The following is an 18,335-nucleotide window of genomic DNA, read 5'->3' as shown; positions in this document are numbered from 1 at the left end:
AACCAACTCCCTTATTGCATCTGCGGATACGGATGCCGGATCACGTCATACGGGTCGCCCTCTCCGCGAATGGCCGCCCACTCTTGCGCACTGAGCCAGTCTTGCGGTGCGGCGCCACTCAGACGGGCCAGCGCGGCCACCGCATCCGCCCAGGTGCAGCGGTTAGCGAACAGCAGGCCGTCGGTGTCCAGCGTACCGCCCTGATTCACATAGCCCAACGCCACTGTTCGTTTCGGGCCTAAATCCAGCATACGCGCGTGGCCAAGCAGCACTTCCGGGCGTGTGTGGGAGAGGAATACCCGGTACTGCACCCTTGCAGGGAACAGCGCGTCCAGCACTTTCGGGTCGGCCTGCACGGCGGCTTCGTATTCGTCACGCGGCACGCGGAATCGGCCTGGCTCCAGCAGATACACCAGCGAGTGTGCCACGCCTTTTTCTTTCAGGCGGTCGGAGGCTTTCAGGGCCTGCTGCAACTGATAGGCGCCACAGGCCACCAGCTGCAGGTCCGCCGCGCAATTGCCGCGCAGACATATCGCACCGTCCTGCACCAGCGTCAGCGCTTGTTTCGCATCCATAAACGCCGGCACGGTGGATTTGGGCACCACCAGATTCCACACGGTGCCGAGATCGCCGTAACAGGCTTTGATGCAGGCCATGGCGCTGTTGCCGTCGGCCGGAAACACCACCCGCGCCATATCCGCCATTTCGCCCAGCAGGGATTCCGCCAGACTCGGGTCCTGATGGCTTTGTTCGTTTTTGCCGTTTTCCCACACATGCGAGGTTGAGATCACAGGCACTCCCAGCCAGGGCGCCGGGTCGTCGGCCTCTTTCTGATGGCGGGCAAAAATAATGGTCTGGCGCAGAGCGCCGAGCATTTTGGTGGCAAACGCTTCGTACGACACCACCATGTTCAGGCCCGACTGGTTGGCCAGACAGGCGCTGACCACCGCCTCTTCGTTGAGGGCGGTAATCACACAACCGTCCACTGCCTCGGCCACCCCCTGCTCTGGTTCGGTGACCCGGTGCTTGAGCAGGTCCAGCGTCTGGTTCATGCGGTTGGAGCGCAACTCGTCGGGGTTGCCCACCCGCACCCGCAGATGCGGATTCACTTCCACCAGATCGGTGAAATAGCCGTCGATCGCCGCCATCGGCGACAGCGGGTCTTTCAGCCAGTGCGGGTCGTGACGGGTGATGGTCACCGCTACCGGCGGCATCGGCACCTTAGGCTGTTGCAGCAACGCAACCGCGCCGCGCCAGTCGGCTTCGGCCTGCCACAATGCTTTGGCACCGCGGCGGAAGAAGGTCAGGGCCTCGTTGTCACGCCGTGGATTGGACCCCAGCGGCAGACCGTGCGCGGCGTTGGTGCCGGCCCCGGGAAAGCCGTAGCCCTTGATGGTTTCGGCAATACAGTACGGCAGAGGCACCGGGTAACGGGCCGCGCCACTGGCCACGGTTTCGGCCGCGTGACTGAGGTGCTGCTCCATAAAATACACAGCGCAAACAAACGCCGCCGGGTCACGGCCGTCGATCACAAACGGCGCAAAGCCCTGATTGCTCAGGTGCTCCATAAACCACTCACTGCCGCCCTGCTGAGCAACCGTGGTGCGCTGATCGATGCGGCGGCCGTTGGCAATCATGATCGGGCTGACCAGTCCGGAATCTTCGGCGCGCCACCAACGGGCGGCCCAGTCGCTGCCGCGCTGTTCCTCAAACGCGCCGTCGCTCAAAAACGCCACCAGACGTTCGCCAGGCAGCGGCTGATGCACATACTGCAAACCGGCAAAGCCCAAATAGCCGCCTTCAATTCGGGCTCCTTTGGTATGCACGTTCACATGGCTGCCGAGCGGCGACAGGGGTTTGCCGTCCGGGCGCACACGGTAGTTATAAAAATCCTGCACAAAATCCGACAGGCCGGCGTCGGTCAGCGGGTAGGCGCGTTTGCGCTCGGGAAACGCCGTGCCGCTCAGCAATTGCAGGGCATCAATGGCCGCCACGCAGTGTCCCTGACCCATCAGCCAGTCGCGGTGCTGCCCGGTGAGACTGTTCACCGCCAGCAGTGCGGCATAGGCCGGCACCATGTTCAGTGAGCCACCGGTATGCCCCTGCGGGTCGCGCTTGAAATCGTCGGCGTCGAGGTCACGGCCATCAAGAAACACGTGCTTGCTGTAGGTCATGTGCACCACCAGCCACATCGCCTGATTCGTCAGCACATCCAGCGCGGTGAGCTTGCGGTAGCACTCGGCTTTATCTGCAATCAGCCCCCCCTCCTGCAGCGCGGTGGCCAGCTCGAAGACCTGCAGCTGCGTGGCCGCGGTGTGGCGGATAACGCCGCAACCCTTCGCCCACTGGGCAAAATCGGCATCGTACTCGCGGTGCTGACGCGCTTCGGCTTCGATTTCCTGCTGCTGGTATTGCTGGCTCAGCTTCTGGTACAGGTTGAGGCTCATGATGTTCTCCGTTAACCGGCCGTCTCAGGCCGGGGAATCCAGTTGCTGCAGCATACTAAGCACGGCCGGGGTCAGTAACTGACTGACATCAATGCCGTTGGTGTCATGCGGAATACAGTTGCAGGTGACAATGCCGTTGATCGGGCCGGCGCGCATTTCTTCGTCGGCAGACGGCACACCCGGGCCGCCTTCGGCAAACACCGCATGCACGCCGATACACAGGGGTTTATTCAGCCCCTGCGCCACCAGTTCTTCGGCGGTACGCAGCATGGTGCGGCCGGTGGAAATAATGTCGTCCACCAGCACCGGCTGATGACCGGCGTATTGCTGCACATCGGGAATATGAATCGCCACATCGCGGTCGCCGCTGCGGGTTTTGCGCAACACCAGACACTCACAGCCAGCCACGGCCGCAACCTCGGTAGCCCACTGCTCGCTCTCTTCGTCCGGGCCAATAATCAGCGGATTGCTGACCTCGTTTTTCAGGTAGTGGCCGATCACATCCGTCGCGTGCAGCGCTACAGCCGGAATACGGTAAATTTCGCTCAGGCTGTGGTAGCGGTGCAGGTGAGGGTCGATGGTAATTAAGTAATCGAAACTTAAATTAATCAGTTCAGCGAAATATCGGGACGTTAAACATTCGCCCGGATGGAAGCGGATATCCTGACGCATATACGCCAGATACGGCGCGACCAGTCCAACGGTACGGGCGCCGAATTCGCGCAGGTGGCGCGCCATCATCCACAGCGCCAGTGTTTTGTCCGACGGCTGATGCAGGTGGCACAGCACAATAACGTCGTCGCCTTCGATCGTTTCCGGCAAATTAAAATACAGTTCGCCGTCCGGAAAATGGCGCGATTCCAGCGCCAGAATACGCGTCTCGCGCCCCGCCGCCGTGAGCTGACCGGCCAGCGACTGTGCCAGCGCCAGATGGCCGTCCAGCGATAAAATACAGGTGCTCATGAGTCTTACCTTAATGTTTTATGATCAGACGATCGGTTCTTCGATGCGTATCACATCGGTGTGACCGTCGAGAAAATCCAGTGCGTACGCCAGCTCGCCCGGCGCTTCGGCATACACAGTAAATAACGGCGTGCCGGCGTCGACTTCATCACCCAGCGTTACGTGCAGATCGACGCCGGCCGCCTTGGCCACCGGTGCGCCGGCCAGCGACGCCAGACGGGCAATAAAGCGGTTATTGAAATACGCCACCACACCCGAGTGTGCGGCAGTAATGGTGTGCCGATGAGGCGCCACTGCCGGTTCATTGAAGCCTCCTTGCGCCCGGCAGATGGCTTCAAATTTGGCCAGCGCCTGACCACTCAGCAGCGTCTGTTGCGCCAGCGCGGCACCTTCGCCGGAAGCGGCTTTGCCGCCCATTTCCAGCAGAATACCGGCCATTACAATCGATTTATCGCGCAGGTCGGCCGGTGCCTGGGCGTCGTTGCGCAACACCTGCAGCACATCGCGAGCTTCCAGCGCCGGTCCGATGCCACGGCCAATGGGCTGTGAGCCATCAGTGATGATGGTGCGCACGTCCAGCCCCAGCGCCGCGCCGGTTTGTTCCAGCTGTTGCTTCAGGGTTTGCGCCATGGCCTGCGAACGCACTTTGGCGGTCGGGCCGACCGGAATATCGATCAGCACCTGCCTGGAACCCGCGGCCACTTTTTTCGAAATCACCGACGCCACCAGCTGGCCTTCGCTGTCGAGGTCGAGCGCGCGCTCAACCCGGATCACCAGATCGTCGGTCGGGCTTAAACTGACGGAACCGCCCCACGCCAGACAGGCGCCTTCCTGTTCCACGACCGTGCGCATCTGATCGAACGTCAGCGCCACCTGCGTCATCACCTCCATGGTGTCGGCGGTACCCGCCGGCGAGGTAATGGCGCGGCTGGAGGTTTTCGGCATCATCAGGCCATTGGCCGCAACAATGGCCACCACCACAGGCGTCGTGCGGTTGGCGGGCAGACCGCCCACACAGTGTTTGTCGAGTACGGTTGGGGATGGCCATTCAAAGCGCTGGCCGCTGGCCACCATGGCGCGGGTGATGGCAATGGTCTCGTCCAGATCCAGCCGGTCACCGGCACAGGCGGTAACGAAAGCGGACAGCTGAATATCGCTGTAACGCCCTTCGCGGATATCGGTAATCACCGCCGTGGCGGATTCTTCGGTAAAGCGCTGACCGTAAATTTTACCGCGCACAAACGACATGGAATCCACCGGACGGGCATGGCGGAACCAGGCCTGCTCACCGTCTTCCGGACAGCCCAGTCGATGCCAGGCCGCTTCCGACAAGCCAGCCCACTGATGCGACAGCAGGTCGTTACACACCAGCACCAGCGTGGCGACCACGGCGTGCGTGGCCGTGCGAACCTCGACCCGCGAGTGCGCGTAAAAGCCTTCGGCAACGGCGACGTGGCAATCCTGTCGCATATAAATAACAGGCTCCTGATGCGTGTTAACGCCCAAACGCTTCAGGTGCAGAAAATCCGGTGGTGTGTCCATAAATAAACTCAGGCAGGAAGGCATCAGTGTAGATTCCGCAACAGTCTGTCACCTTGCGGTATATCAACGAAGGATATTGCCACATTTCTCACGCGGGTTTACTTCTGCCAGAATGAAACTCTGAGTTTGACCCACGACTTTACTGTGCAGGGTCTTAATGATGGTCATCACAGGCAGGGAATCGACATGCAGGCACCCTTTCAGGTTCAGTTTATCGGCGCGACCGGAACCGTTACCGGTTCTAAATATCTGGTGAAGTACGACCGCTATAAAATTCTGATCGATTGCGGATTATTTCAGGGCATTAAAAATATCCGTCGCCGCAACTGGAACGAATTACCCTTTCCTGCCGCCGCCATTGACGCCGTGTTGCTGACCCATGCGCACATTGACCACTCCGGCTTTTTACCGGCGCTGATGAAAGACGGTTTTCACGGCACGGTTTATTGCTCGGAAGCCACGCACGCGTTGTGCAAAGTGCTGTTACCCGATGCCGGCTTCCTGCAGGAAGAAGACGCCAAATACGCCAACAAAAAGAAATTCAGCAAACACGAACCGGCCGAACCTCTGTACACCGAAGAAGATGCACGCAAAGTATTAAAACTGTTCAAGCATCTGGAACAGGGTGCCACGCTGGAATTACCCGGCGGTATGAAAGCCACCTTTACCCCGACCGGGCATATTCTGGGCGCCTGTGCCATTCGCCTGGAATATCAGGGCACCAGCATCACCTTCAGCGGCGACGTCGGGCGCAGCAACGATAAAATCATGTACCCGCCGCAGCCACTGGCCGCAACGGACTATCTGGTTGTGGAATCCACGTACGGTGATCGCCTGCACGAAGAAATCGACGCCGAAGCCGCCATTGCCGATATCATCAACCGCACCGCCAACCGCGGCGGCATTGTGCTGATGCCGGCATTTGCCGTTGGTCGCGCACAATTGGTACTTCATATTCTGCAGAAATTACGCGCCGAAAACCGCATTCCGACCATGCCTGTGTATCTGAACAGCCCGATGGCCATCAGTGCGACTCAGATTTTCTTCGACCGTGCCGACCTGCATAAACTGACCCGCGACGACTGCAAGCGTATGGACGATATGACCACCTACATTAAAACGGTGGAAGAATCGATTGAGCTGAATAACCGTAAATACCCGTCGGTGATTATATCCGCCAGTGGCATGGCCAGCGGCGGCCGGGTACTGCACCATCTGAAAACCCTGGTGGGCGATGCGAAAAACTCTGTGCTGTTTCTTGGCTATCAGGCGGCGGGCACGCGCGGCGATGCCCTGACCCACGGCGCGGACCACATTAAAATTCACGGGCAGTATTTCCCGGTGAAAGCAGAAATCGCCAACCTGTCGGCGTTATCCAGCCATGGCGATTATCAGGAAATCAGCGAGTGGCTGAAAAAAATGCCGGGCAAACCGAAAAAAGTCTTTATCACCCACGGTGAAGCCTGTGCCGCCGACGCCATGCGCCGCCATTTAAAAGACGAGCTGCACTGGGATGTGGAAGTGCCGGAATATCTGGATATCGCTCTGCTGCAGAACGACTGACAACACGAAGCCGGGGCTTATGCCCCGGTTGCGCCTGCTTTCATCGCATCCGTATTTGCATTGCTTGTTAAATGCCGCCCGGCAATATCCCGCTGAAATTCCCTGTTGTGGTGTTTAGCCCGCCTGTTTAGCCTCATAATCACTCGTTCAACAGGTGCTCATTCAGGAGACAGATCATGCAATTGCCGATGTATCAGGTCGATGCCTTTACCCGACGTACGGCCACGTCGTTCAGCGGTAACCCGGCGGCGGTCGTGCCACTGCAACGCTGGCTGAGCGATGAGGTGATGCAGGCCATTGCCGCGGAAAATAACCTGTCGGAAACCGCCTTTTTTGTAAAAGAAAACGACGTCTATCACATCCGCTGGTTCACCCCGACCACCGAAGTGGACCTGTGCGGGCACGCGACGCTGGCGTCAGCCTGGGTGATCGTGTCTGAGCTGGGGGACGAACGTGCTGAGCTGCCATTCCGTTGCGGTATCGGCGACCTCAGTGTCAGCCGCGACACGGAAACGCCTGACAACAGCAACCAGCGCCTGTGGCTCAACTTTCCGCAGCGCGCGGCAGAGCGTCCCGCAACCCCGGACCAGATGGCGCTATTAAGCCGCGCGCTCGGACAGAGCGTCGTCCATGCACAGCAAGCCCGTGATCTGGTGGTCGAGCTGGCCGACGAAGACGCGGTGATTCACTGTCAGCCGGATTTCGCCGCGCTGGCAGAACTGGATGTATTTGCCGTTACCATCACCGCCAAAGCCCGGACAGCGGGCTACGACTTTGTCAGCCGCTTTTTCGCGCCGCGTCAGGGCATTAACGAAGACCCGGTGACCGGTTCATCCTTCTGTACGCTGGCGCCCTACTGGCACACAAAATCCGGATTGCGGCAGATGACGGCATGGCAATGCTCAAACCGGGGGGGCGATGTTTCTCTGCAGCTGACTGACGACCGTGTGCACATTGGCGGCCACTGCTTTCTCTTTCTGCGCGGGACCATCACCTTACCGGGCTGACGATCCGGCGTTGATTCCTTGCCCGCTGAGGGTGTGGGCCGAAACGGGCCGATGCGCCGGAAAAATGCCGGAAAAATGGGCGAAAATACCCGGCAAAATCCTGACAGAAGACGGGCTGCAGAGGCCGGACTATAGTGTCGGTTCAGCCCCCAACTTACCGACCCGTGCGATATGGACAGCGTCAACAACTCCGCCCTGTACAGCGTGATACCCGCACCGGCACAAAGCGGTACGGGTAATCAGGCATCGGCCAACCCGACAGGCGCCAGTCAATCAACGCAGGCGCGTGACGCGCAGCCCGTGCGGAAAGCCGCGGAGTTTATTCCCGCCTACCCGGATGACGCCGACCTGCAGCAGGGTCAGCAACGTCAGGCACTGCGTCAGAACAGCCCGGACAGCGTACGGGATTTCCTGATCACCGCAGACGACAGCGACGGCCGTAAGGGGCGCTTTGTTGATGTGTTCGCCTGATCCACGCAGATATCCAGATAATCTGCCGATCTGGCACATAGAATCAGCCGGTCTACCAGACAAAGTCCGCACCTGCCCCAAGCTGCAAACGCCACTCGAGCGATTCCGGTTCCGCGAGATGTATGATGCGACTGCCGGAACGGACATCGACTGTCTCTGAGCGCGGATACCGGGCTCCTTCGAGTCCGGCCGACAGCGACAACGACCAGTAACGACTCAAGGCGAACTGCGCGTGGTTCAGCAACCGCAATGAGCCGCCGCCCTGCAGTGTAATGTCCGGCTTACCCAGCCCTTGTTCCTGCAGGTCCAGTGTCAGCTGCCCGGCAAAACGGTAGCGCCCTTCAAGACGCACACTGCCCTGCCAGCTTTCCTTCTGCCAGTGCGCTGTCGCGGCGAGCCAGGGGCCATACCAGTCATAGAACTCCTTAAGCTGAGCACTCGCCGTCGTGGGACGGATATCCCGCGACCAACGCTGGCGGTAAAGCCCGCCCGACCAGACGCCGTAGCCCGCCGTGGTATAACCAAGTCCCAACTGTTGCTCCTGATACACAGCCCCAGCCTGGGTATTCAGCGCCGAGCCGTTCTGCGTCTGGCCCTGATAATTCAGGCGGCCATCACTGACGCGTAAGCCTGCGGATACCGATACCGCATCCGACAGGTCGCCTTCGCCACTGAGCGCCAGCGCTGGCAACCAGCCAGACTCGCGATCCAGTTCGTGGCCGGATTCCGAGAATTCCTTGTACAGACGGTAATCCTGCTGCCATTGCGCCGATAACGAATTCGCCGAGCACACGGCCGGTGCCGCTACCAGAACGGCCAGCAGAGCCGCCACCCGCGCCTTGCACAAGGCCGGAAAGAGCAACCCCCTGAAAAAAACGGAGGCTGCCCTCAGGCAGCCTCCATTGTTCGGGCCGGGATACATCGTCATGCGCTTATTGCGCAATAACTTCGGCCACACCGCTCAGCGTCACGGTCGCGTCCTGACCACAGCCATTGAAAGTAATGGTCAGAACATTATCGTCTTCGTCGGTCAGGGTAATGGTTCCAGAAGCGATGCTGCCGTCGTCACACAGCAGAATGTCGCTGGCGGTGAGTTCAACATAGCCATAGTCCGGATCGTAGAAGGTCGCGGAAATGTCGTAACCTGTGCTGCTGTTGCCAGCCACGTCCAGATCCGCCACCTGGTAGGTTTCACCATCGGCTCCTTCGAACTGTTCGGTGTAGGTGCAGTTGTCTTCTGACGTACAGGTAACACTGCCTGCGCTGCGCGTGGTGACACCGTCGGCGGTGATGGTCAGATTCCAGCTGCTGTAGGTTTCCAGATCGGTCTCTGTGTTGGTTTCACTGACCAGAGTGCCGGAAATCGAGAAGGACTCACCGCCCACTGACATCGAGAAATTCGTGTAGGTGATGGTGAAACGCTCTGTCGAGCCGCTGACAGAGCTCTGCATGCGCAGCTTGCCGCTGGCAACCATTTCATCGTCGAACAGATCAATACAGAAGCTGCTGTAACTGATGGTCAGGTCGTTTTCGGAACCGGAGATGGTTGCGCTGCCACCACAATCGCCGTCCACGGTTGCGCTGCCACTCGCACCCACAGGTACGTTGCCCAGAGTGGTCGGATCAATCGCATCTGCGAAGGCTTTTGCCTGACTGATCAGTTCAGGATCCACCGACGAAACCTGAATACCGTATGGCAGGTTATCCAGCGAATCACTTGAGTTTTCAGATTGCACCGCAAACACAACCAGTTCTGAACTGCTGTCAGCCAGTGCCGATTTATTGCTGTCAGAGATAGTGGCGGCGGTAGTAATGCCTTTGTAATCGACGCCACTGTCGGAGTCGGAGCTGCTGCCACAGGCGGTCAGCAGAACAAAAGCAAGCGGGGTTAACATACGAAAAGCGTTCATGGTGTCCTTTCTCCTCAACGAGAGTTCCTTGTAAAAACCGGGTAAATAGTAACCGAACCGGTATTCACTCCGCATCCAGCGAAACAGCAAAACGTGATAAAGCTCAGGTAAGAAACATAAAAAAACCGCCCGGAGGCGGTTTCTTTATTACTCGCGGTTAAGCGGGTTATCAGGCAGGTTGTTCTACGCCTTTCATGGTCAGCTTGATGCGGCCTTTCGGATCCACGTCGGCAACCAATACGTTCACAATCTGGCCTTCTTTCAGGTAGTCAGATACGTTTTCAACGCGCTCTTCGCTGATCTGGGAGATGTGCAGCAGACCATCTTTACCAGGCAGAACGGTGATGAAGGCACCGAAATCAACGATCTTGCTCACTTTACCTGTGTAGGTAGTGCCTACTTCGATCTCGGCAGTGATGGCTTCGATCATGCCACGAGCGATGTCAGCCGCTTCTTTGCCAGCAGCAAAGATTTTGATTTCGCCGTCGTCATTGATGTCGATGGACGCACCGGATTTGTCGGTGATGTCACGGATGGTGGCACCGCCTTTACCGATCACTTCACGGATCTTGTCTGACGGAATCTTCATGGTGGTCATGGTCGGCGCGTTAGCAGACAGCTCTTTACGCGGCTCAGAGATCACCTGATTCATTTCACCCAGAATGTGCAGACGGGCAGCCTTGGCTTTTTCCAGGGCGATTTCCATGATCTGCTCGGTGATACCCTCGATCTTGATATCCATCTGCAGTGCAGTGATACCTTCGTCAGTACCGGCTACTTTGAAGTCCATGTCGCCCAGGTGGTCTTCGTCACCCAGGATGTCGGTCAGAACAGCGAAACGCTCACCTTCTTTTACCAGACCCATGGCGATACCAGCCACTGGCGCCTTGATCGGTACACCAGCGTCCATCAGTGCCAGAGAAGCACCACACACAGACGCCATAGAAGAAGAACCGTTGGATTCGGTGATCTCAGACACCACACGTACGGTGTACGGGAATTCGTCCTGAGAAGGCATCATCGCCTGCACACCACGACGGGCCAGACGACCGTGACCGATTTCACGACGACCTGGAGAACCCATACGGCCAGCTTCACCCACAGAGAATGGAGGGAAGTTGTAGTGGAACAGGAATGGATCGTCTTTGGTGCCGTGTAGGAAGTCGATCATCTGCGCATCACGGGTAGAACCCAGAGTGGTGGCAACGATCGCCTGAGTTTCACCACGGGTGAAAATCGCAGAACCGTGTGTGGTTTTCAGCACGCCGGTTTCGATGGTCAACGGACGTACGGTGTCGTTGTCACGACCGTCGATACGTGGCGCGCCGTCGATAACACGCTGACGTACGATTTCGTACTTCAGGGTGCCAACCATTTCGGCGATTTCATCGGCAGAGAAGCCTTCTTCGCCTTCTTTGGCTGCCAGTTTTTCAACAGCAGCGGCTTTAACTTCGTCCAGACGGCCGTAACGGGCCATCTTGTCGGAGATGGTGTAAGCCTCGCTGATAGCGGCTGCAGTTTCTGCTTTTACCGCAGAGTACAGAGCTTCGTTACGGGCTTCAGCAGACCAGTCCCAACGCTGAACGCCCAGTTCGGCAGTCCATTCGTTGATGGCGGTGATGGCGCTCTGGAACGCAGTGTGTGCGAACAGAACAGCACCCAGCATTTCGTCTTCGGTCAGTTCGTCGGCTTCGGATTCAACCATCAGCACGGCGTCTTTGGTACCGGCAACCACCATGTCCAGCAGGGATTCTTCCAGCTGAGCATCGGTTGGGTTCAGCAGGTAGCCTTCGTCGTCGGTGAAACCAACACGGGCGGCACCGATAGGACCGTTGAACGGCACACCGGAAACGGCCAGAGCGGCAGACACAGCGATCATGGCACAGATGTCCGGATCAACGCCTTTCTCAGAAGACATGACGGTCGGGATCACCTGAACTTCGTTCATGAAACCTTCCGGGAACAGCGGACGGATCGGACGGTCGATCAGACGGGAAGTCAGGGTTTCTTTTTCAGAAGGACGGCCTTCACGCTTCAGGTAACCGCCAGGAATACGGCCAGCGGCGTACATTTTTTCCTGGTAGTGAACGGACAGTGGGAAGAAGTCCTGACCTGGCTTGGTGCTCTTGGCGGCTACAACGGTCGCCAGAACCTGAGTTTTACCGATGGTGGCCAGAACAGCGCCGTCAGCCTGACGGGCGATACGACCGGTTTCCAGAGTGACGGTGTCTTTACCGAACTGGAAGGTTTTAGTCTTAGCAACAGGTTTTGTGCTCATACAGTATGAATTTCCTTTAAATTAATCATCCTGCTGACTGCCGGTGCTTCTAAGTATTGGCTCTCATCCGCTAACAACGGAAAACCAATAATTAGAAGCACCACCACGTCCTGATTTCAGGGTGGGGTTGGCACCACAGCGTGGCAGGCAAATACAAGAAAGCGGCGAAATACCAGCATTGCGGCCAGCGTTATAAACGTGGCCAGCCAGATACAACAAAAGCCCCGTAGGGCTTTTGCTGCAAGCGAGATCTTAGCGACGCAGACCCAGACGACCGATCAGAGCGGTGTAACGGGTAGCATCTTTGCGCTTCAGGTAGTCCAGCAGTTTACGACGCTGGTTAACCATGCGGATCAGACCACGACGGGAGTGGTGATCTTTACCGTGCGCTTTGAAGTGGTCCTGCAGGCCTACGATGTTGTGGGTCAGCAGAGCAACCTGAACTTCAGGAGAACCAGTATCGCCTTCAGCGGTTTGGTACTCTTTAACAATCTCAGCTTTCTGAGCAGCAGATAATGCCATCTTTCTTACTCCAGTGAATGTGCATCAGGGATTACCCTGACTGTTTAAAAAGCATCGCCACCGTGCACATCAACAGTGGGATGTGGTGCCTTCCGGCGTGTTTACTCAGGCTTGGGCAGAGCAATCTGAAACAGACGCTGCGCCTTGATAAGCCCGTTTTCGATACGGCCAATGCCGATCAGCAAACGGACACCCGGGTAAACGGCCCATAATTGTACAGAAGGACTGTCAGCTAAGCCAGTCTTTACTGGCTGACCGTGCAGCATGCTGTCGGCCTGAGCATAGTCGAGCAGGGTTTCCGGCCAGCCCGGCAAGGCGGTTTCCGGTGGCAGCAACGCAGCATCGAGTGCGCCATCGCCCTGCTCCGCCAGCGCTTCGAGCTCTTCGAGCGTAATCATCTGTCTGCTATGAAACGGTCCGCACTGAGTGCGGTGCAGACGGCTGACGTAGGCACCGCAGCCAATGGCTTCGCCAATGTCTTCCACCAGGGTGCGGATATAGGTGCCCTTGGAGCAACTGACTGACAGGTCGAGTTCGTACTCACGCTGATCACGCAGCAGCAGTTCGAACACGGTAATCACGCGCCGTTTCTTTTCCGCCACGGCTTTCATTTCCGCTTCGCTCATACCCTGACGGGCCAGCTCGTACAGCGGTTTGCCGTCCATTTTCAGCGCGGAAAACATCGGCGGTACCTGCTCTACTTCGCCGCGGAAGCGGTCGAGTAAGGCTTCGAGTTCTGCGTTAACCAGTGCCGGCACATCGGCAGTGCGCAGCACTTCGCCTTCGGCATCGCCGGTGGAGCGCACTTCACCCAGCGTGGCTGTGGTGTCGTAGGCTTTGTCGGAATCGAGCAGCAGCTGGGAAAACTTAGTAGCTTCGCCCAGACAAACGGGCAAGACGCCAGTGGCCAGCGGATCGAGCGCGCCGGTGTGTCCGGCTTTCTGTGCGTTAAACAGACGCTTAACCCGCTGCAGAACCTGATTGGACGACAAGCCGAGCGGCTTGTTGATCACCACGATGCCGTTAACAACACGGCCTTTTTTCTGCTTCGCCATGCGAATGCTTACTCCGCGTCGCCACTCTCATCGTCGTGATGACGGGATTTATCTTCGTCCGTGGCCTTTTTGATCAGGCTGGTCAGGTGCATACCGCGATCCAGGGTTTCGTCGTAATGGAAACGCAGGTGCGGGGTAATGCGGGTGCTCAGGATGCGCGACAGTTCGCTGCGCAGGTAACCCGAGGCGTCGTTCAGAATGGACGAGGTCTGCTTACGGATATCACCTTCGGTTTCGCCTTTGGCGCCCATCACGGTGAAATAAATATCGGCATAACCCAGATCCTTGGCCACTTTCACGTGGTTCAGGGTGACCATACCCAGACGCGGGTCTTTCATTCCGAACTGAATCATCTGCGCCAGTTCGCGCTGAATCTGTTCCGCGAGGCGGGTGGTACGGCTGTATTCTTTTGGCATTGTTTACTCCCGGGCAAAGCCCGTCTTGCAGAGACACCAAAGCCCGGAAGGTCCGGGCTCTGGGGTACTGGTCGTCAGTGTCTGTGGATCAGAGTGTACGGGCCACTTCTTTGACGTCGAAGACTTCGATCTGGTCGCCCGGGCGGACGTCCTGATAGTTCTTCACGCCGATACCACATTCCATGCCCTGACGAACTTCGTTAACGTCGTCTTTGTAGCGACGCAGCGATTCGAGTTCACCCTCGTAAATCACCACGTTGTCACGCAGTACACGGATTTTCTTGTTACGGTGCACGCTGCCGTCGATGACCATACAGCCTGCGATCTGACCGAACTTAGGTGAGTTGAAGACATCACGCACTTCGGCGATACCGACAATCTCTTCACGCAGTTCAGGCGCCAGCAGACCAGCCATGGCTTGCTTCACGTCGTCCAGCAGATCGTAGATCACGCTGTAGTAACGCATATCAACGCCACCGTTTTCGACCACACGCTTGGCCGCATTGTCGGCACGCACGTTGAAGCCGAACACAACCGCGCTGGCAGCAACCGCCAGAGTCGCATCAGTTTCGGTGATACCACCGACACCGGAAGCAACCACGTTGACGCGCACTTCATCGGTAGCCAGTTTCTGCAGGGAAGACACGATGGCTTCCAGAGAACCACGTACGTCGGTTTTCACCACAACGTTCAGGCTCGCCTGCTGACCTTCACCCATACCGGCGAACAGTGCATCCAGCTTGGCAGCCTGCTGACGCTGCTGAATCTGTTCCTTCATTTTGTTTTCGCGGAATTCGGCCACTTCACGGGCTTTCTTCTCGCTTTCCACAACCATGAAGTTGTCGCCAGCGTCTGGTGTACCGTTCAGACCCAGAATCTCAACCGGGATAGACGGACCAGCGGATTCAACCTGCTGACCGTTCTCATCCAGCAACGCACGGGCACGACCGTAACAGGTACCAGCCAGTACGATGTCGCCTTTCTTCAGAGTACCGTTCTGAACCAGCAGGGTGGCAACCGGGCCACGACCTTTGTCCAGACGGGATTCCACCACCACACCCTGACCAGGACCGGTAAAGTGCGCTTTCAGCTCCAGAATCTCGGCTTGCAGCAGTACGGCTTCGAGCAGATCGTCGATACCGACACCGGTTTTGGCCGAAACACCGATAAACGGTACCTGACCACCCCAGTCTTCTGGAATCACACCGCGCGCGGCCAGTTCGTTCTTAACACGGTCAACGTCGACGGTTTCTTTGTCGATCTTGGTCATAGCAACCACGATCGGCACTTCCGCAGACTGAGCGTGCTGAATGGCCTCAACGGTCTGCGGCATTACGCCATCGTCCGCTGCCACCACCAGAATCACCACGTCAGTGGCCTGCGCACCACGGGCACGCATCGCAGTAAACGCGGCGTGGCCTGGGGTATCCAGGAAGGACACCATGCCGTGGCCGGTCTCTACGTGGTACGCACCGATGTGCTGAGTAATACCGCCGGCTTCGCCAGACGCCACACGGGTGCGGCGAATGTAGTCGAGCAGAGAGGTTTTACCGTGGTCAACGTGACCCATTACGGTTACTACAGGAGCACGGGTGGTTTCTTCGCCGCTGTAGGTCACAGCGTCGGTTACATCCTGCTCCAGCTGGTTTTCAGCAATCAGCTTGGTCACTTTGTGACCCATTTCTTCCACCACCAGAGTGGCAGTGTCCTGATCCAGAATCTGGTTGATGGTCGCCATAACGCCCATCTTCATCAGAGTCTTGATCACTTCACCGGCTTTAACGGCCATTTTGGCCGCCAGATCAGCAACGGTAATGGCTTCCGGCAGTTCCACTTCGTGAACCACAGGGGCCGTCGGACGGGTGAAGGCATGTTCGTTTGAATTGCCTTTACCGCGACCAGACTTACCGAATTTCGCGCCGCCTTTACCGCCTTTGCCACCACGGCGACGATTGAAATCGCTGCTGTCGTCGTTGTCGTCATCACGGAAGCGACCTTCTTCACGGAACGCAGGGCGTTTCTTTTCAGGTGCTTTGGACGATTTCTTACGGGCGTCTTCCTGACGGGCAGCCAGAGCTTCGGCTTCCGCACGCTTCTGCGCAGCGTCTTCTTCTACCGGCGCTTTCGCAGTGGCCGGTTTGGATGGTTTCGCTGCCTTGTCGGTGCGAGGCTTAACCGCGTCTGCCGCTTTTTCTTCAGCAACCGCTATCGCCACCACAGGTGCGGCTTCCACCACCGGAGCCGCTTCCGCTGCCACCGGCGCTTCAACCACAGCGTCCGCTACGGCGTCTGCCGCTGCTTCCGCAGCCACTTCGGCTTCTTTTTCCAGCTCTTCGCGCTTCACGTAAGTGCGCTTTTTGCGCACTTCAATGGACACAGTTTTCTTCGCACCACTACCGGTTTTCAGGGTAGTGGTCACTTTGCGCTTGAGCGTAATCTTTTTGGGTGCTTCAGCAGCATCACCATGGCTTTTCTTCAGAAAAACCAGCAAGGCCTGTTTCTGATCATCAGAAACAGTCTGAGCTGCCTCTGACTGAGGCAGGCCTGCTTCTTTCATCTGGGACAGCAGTCGCTCTACGCTGGTCCCAACCACGTCGGCGAGTTCTTTAACCGTTACATCTGCCATACGTTTCTCCTATGCCGAGCGGGTAAATTAGTTGCTGCCCTCAAACCAGGGCTTGCGCGCCGTCATGATGAGTTCGGCGGCTTTTTCTTCAGTCATGCTTTCGATGTCCAGCAGGTCATCGATGGATTGCTCGGCCAGGTCTTCCATCGTACAGATACCTTTGCTGGCCAGTACGAGCGCCAGGTGTTTATCCATACCTTCCATGTTCAGCAGATCGTCTGCTGGTTCTGCATTGTCCAGCTTCTCTTCAGACACCAGGGCCTGAGTCAGCAGTACGTCTTTGGCACGGTTACGCAGTTCGTTCACGACGTCTTCGTCCAGACCATCAATGTCCAGCAGTTCTTCAATCGGAACGTAGGCGATCTCTTCCAGAGTGGTGAAGCCTTCTTCCACCAACAGGGTGGCGAACTCTTCATCCAGATCCAGAGACTTCATGAATCCTTCGATATAGCCGGATGCTTCCTGAGATTGTTTCTCCTGAGCATCTTCTTCGGTCATGACGTTGATTTCCCAACCGGTCAGTTCCGACGCCAGGCGCACGTTCTGACCACCACGACCAATGGCCTGAGCCAGATTGTCCGCTGCGACTGCAACGTCCATGGTGTTGGTTTCTTCGTCCATGATGATGGACGCCACTTCGGCCGGAGCCATGGCGTTGATCACCAGTTGTGCCGGGTTATCGTCCCACAGCACGATATCAATACGCTCGTTACCACCCAGTTCGTTGGTCACGGCCTGAACACGCGCACCGCGCATGCCCACACACGCACCCACAGGGTCGATACGCTTGTCGTTGGTTTTTACCGCAATCTTGGCGCGGGAACCCGGATCTCGGGCAGCACCTTTGATTTCGATAACCTCTTCGGAAATTTCCGGTACTTCAATACGGAACAGCTCGATCAGCATTTCCGGGCAGGTGCGGCTCAGAATCAGCTGAGGACCACGATTTTCCGGACGCACAGCATGCAGAATGGCGCGAACACGGTCGCCCATGCGCATCACTTCACGGCCAATCAGCTGGTCTTTCGGCATCAGGCCTTCGGCGTTGTTGCCCAGATCAATGATGAGGTTGTCACGTGTCACTTTTTTAACAGTGCCGTTAATCAGCTCACCAACGCGGTCTTCGTATTGTTCAACGATTTGTGCGCGTTCCGCTTCACGGACTTTCTGCACGATGATCTGCTTGGCTGCCTGCGCCGCAATACGGCCGAAATCCGGGTTTTCAATCTGAACTTCGTAGGTGTCACCAGGTTGCAGATTGGTATCGATTTCGTGCGCTTCCTGCAGGGTCAGCTCGTCGCCGAGACCTGGCACAACATCGTTACTGACCACCAGCCAGCTGCGGTAAGTTTTGTAATCACCGCTTTTACGGTCAATATCCACGCGGATAGTGGCTTCTTCGTCTTCGTAGCGCCTCTTGGCGGCCGCTGCCAGGGCAGACTCGATCGCTTCAAAAATAATTTCTTTTGAAACGCCCTTTTCGTTGGAAACCGCTTCCGCGACCAGGAGAATTTCTTTGCTCATCTTCTAGCCTC

At 57.4% G+C, this 18,335-nt stretch carries 14 protein-coding genes; 3 read left to right on the top strand and 11 right to left on the bottom strand.

The features are described from left to right. Positions 1-11: 11 nt before the first annotated feature. The 3 genes from ACQUQU_RS03355 to ACQUQU_RS03345 are packed head-to-tail and all read right to left on the bottom strand — an operon-like array spanning position 12 to position 4,952. Positions 12-2,447: a xylulose 5-phosphate 3-epimerase gene (locus ACQUQU_RS03355; protein WP_430461838.1), complete on the bottom strand. Its 2,436-nt coding sequence runs from the start codon at positions 2,445-2,447 to the stop codon at positions 12-14. 24 nt (positions 2,448-2,471) lie between these two features. Further along, positions 2,472-3,410, bottom strand: coding sequence for a ribose-phosphate diphosphokinase (locus ACQUQU_RS03350; RefSeq protein ID WP_430461837.1), 939 nt, complete (start codon positions 3,408-3,410; stop codon positions 2,472-2,474). Positions 3,411-3,434: 24 nt separating this feature from the next. Next, a complete protein-coding gene (locus ACQUQU_RS03345) occupies positions 3,435-4,952 on the bottom strand; it encodes a thymidine phosphorylase family protein (protein WP_430461836.1) in 1,518 nt (505 codons plus the stop codon). Positions 4,953-5,138: 186 nt separating this feature from the next. On the opposite strand from ACQUQU_RS03345, the gene ACQUQU_RS03340 reads away from it, so the two are divergent. From ACQUQU_RS03340 to ACQUQU_RS03330, 3 genes are all read left to right on the top strand, one after another. Continuing rightward, complete coding sequence (locus tag ACQUQU_RS03340; protein ID WP_430461835.1) at positions 5,139-6,515, top strand: MBL fold metallo-hydrolase; 1,377 nt, start codon at positions 5,139-5,141, stop codon at positions 6,513-6,515. Between the two features lie 176 nt (positions 6,516-6,691). Continuing rightward, the gene (locus ACQUQU_RS03335) at positions 6,692-7,522 is read left to right on the top strand and encodes a PhzF family phenazine biosynthesis protein (protein ID WP_430461834.1); all 831 of its coding nucleotides are present in this window, start codon (positions 6,692-6,694) and stop codon (positions 7,520-7,522) included. 171 nt (positions 7,523-7,693) lie between these two features. Then, a complete protein-coding gene (locus tag ACQUQU_RS03330; protein WP_430461833.1) occupies positions 7,694-7,993 on the top strand; it encodes a hypothetical protein in 300 nt (99 codons plus the stop codon). A 52-nt stretch (positions 7,994-8,045) separates the two neighbouring features. Here ACQUQU_RS03330 and ACQUQU_RS03325 read toward each other — a convergent pair whose 3' ends face one another. From ACQUQU_RS03325 to nusA, 8 genes are all read right to left on the bottom strand, one after another. After that, the gene (locus tag ACQUQU_RS03325; RefSeq protein ID WP_430461832.1) at positions 8,046-8,825 is read right to left on the bottom strand and encodes a hypothetical protein; all 780 of its coding nucleotides are present in this window, start codon (positions 8,823-8,825) and stop codon (positions 8,046-8,048) included. A gap of 100 nt (positions 8,826-8,925) precedes the next feature. After that, complete coding sequence (locus ACQUQU_RS03320; protein ID WP_430461831.1) at positions 8,926-9,903, bottom strand: hypothetical protein; 978 nt, start codon at positions 9,901-9,903, stop codon at positions 8,926-8,928. Positions 9,904-10,072: 169 nt separating this feature from the next. Beyond that, entirely contained in the window at positions 10,073-12,181 is a 2,109-nt protein-coding gene (pnp, locus tag ACQUQU_RS03315; protein WP_430461830.1) for a polyribonucleotide nucleotidyltransferase, read from the bottom strand. 252 nt (positions 12,182-12,433) lie between these two features. Further along, positions 12,434-12,703, bottom strand: coding sequence for a 30S ribosomal protein S15 (gene rpsO / locus ACQUQU_RS03310; protein WP_430461829.1), 270 nt, complete (start codon positions 12,701-12,703; stop codon positions 12,434-12,436). Positions 12,704-12,804: 101 nt separating this feature from the next. After that, a complete protein-coding gene (gene truB, locus ACQUQU_RS03305; protein WP_430461828.1) occupies positions 12,805-13,758 on the bottom strand; it encodes a tRNA pseudouridine(55) synthase TruB in 954 nt (317 codons plus the stop codon). Between the two features lie 8 nt (positions 13,759-13,766). Continuing rightward, entirely contained in the window at positions 13,767-14,174 is a 408-nt protein-coding gene (gene rbfA, locus ACQUQU_RS03300; protein ID WP_430461827.1) for a 30S ribosome-binding factor RbfA, read from the bottom strand. An 88-nt stretch (positions 14,175-14,262) separates the two neighbouring features. Continuing rightward, the gene (gene infB / locus ACQUQU_RS03295) at positions 14,263-16,800 is read right to left on the bottom strand and encodes a translation initiation factor IF-2 (protein WP_430461826.1); all 2,538 of its coding nucleotides are present in this window, start codon (positions 16,798-16,800) and stop codon (positions 14,263-14,265) included. 27 nt (positions 16,801-16,827) lie between these two features. Next, positions 16,828-18,324, bottom strand: coding sequence for a transcription termination factor NusA (gene nusA / locus ACQUQU_RS03290; protein WP_430461825.1), 1,497 nt, complete (start codon positions 18,322-18,324; stop codon positions 16,828-16,830). Positions 18,325-18,335 lie beyond the last annotated feature (11 nt).

Origin of the sequence: Thalassolituus sp. LLYu03 (assembly GCF_050507655.1) — a bacterium.
Taxonomy (GTDB): Bacteria; Pseudomonadota; Gammaproteobacteria; order Pseudomonadales; family Oceanobacteraceae; genus Venatoribacter.
This window is presented reverse-complemented; position numbering and strand designations above follow the sequence as displayed.

Coding starts and splice junctions, on each gene's coding strand:
- rbfA (WP_430461827.1), bottom strand. CDS start 14,174: ATGCCAAAAGAATACAGCCGTACCACCCGCCTCGCGGAACAGATTCAG.
- infB (WP_430461826.1), bottom strand. CDS start 16,800: ATGGCAGATGTAACGGTTAAAGAACTCGCCGACGTGGTTGGGACCAGC.
- rpsO (WP_430461829.1), bottom strand. CDS start 12,703: ATGGCATTATCTGCTGCTCAGAAAGCTGAGATTGTTAAAGAGTACCAA.
- ACQUQU_RS03335 (WP_430461834.1), top strand. CDS start 6,692: ATGCAATTGCCGATGTATCAGGTCGATGCCTTTACCCGACGTACGGCC.
- ACQUQU_RS03330 (WP_430461833.1), top strand. CDS start 7,694: ATGGACAGCGTCAACAACTCCGCCCTGTACAGCGTGATACCCGCACCG.
- truB (WP_430461828.1), bottom strand. CDS start 13,758: ATGGCGAAGCAGAAAAAAGGCCGTGTTGTTAACGGCATCGTGGTGATC.
- nusA (WP_430461825.1), bottom strand. CDS start 18,324: ATGAGCAAAGAAATTCTCCTGGTCGCGGAAGCGGTTTCCAACGAAAAG.
- ACQUQU_RS03320 (WP_430461831.1), bottom strand. CDS start 9,903: ATGAACGCTTTTCGTATGTTAACCCCGCTTGCTTTTGTTCTGCTGACC.
- ACQUQU_RS03355 (WP_430461838.1), bottom strand. CDS start 2,447: ATGAGCCTCAACCTGTACCAGAAGCTGAGCCAGCAATACCAGCAGCAG.
- ACQUQU_RS03345 (WP_430461836.1), bottom strand. CDS start 4,952: ATGGACACACCACCGGATTTTCTGCACCTGAAGCGTTTGGGCGTTAAC.
- ACQUQU_RS03350 (WP_430461837.1), bottom strand. CDS start 3,410: ATGAGCACCTGTATTTTATCGCTGGACGGCCATCTGGCGCTGGCACAG.
- pnp (WP_430461830.1), bottom strand. CDS start 12,181: ATGAGCACAAAACCTGTTGCTAAGACTAAAACCTTCCAGTTCGGTAAA.
- ACQUQU_RS03340 (WP_430461835.1), top strand. CDS start 5,139: ATGCAGGCACCCTTTCAGGTTCAGTTTATCGGCGCGACCGGAACCGTT.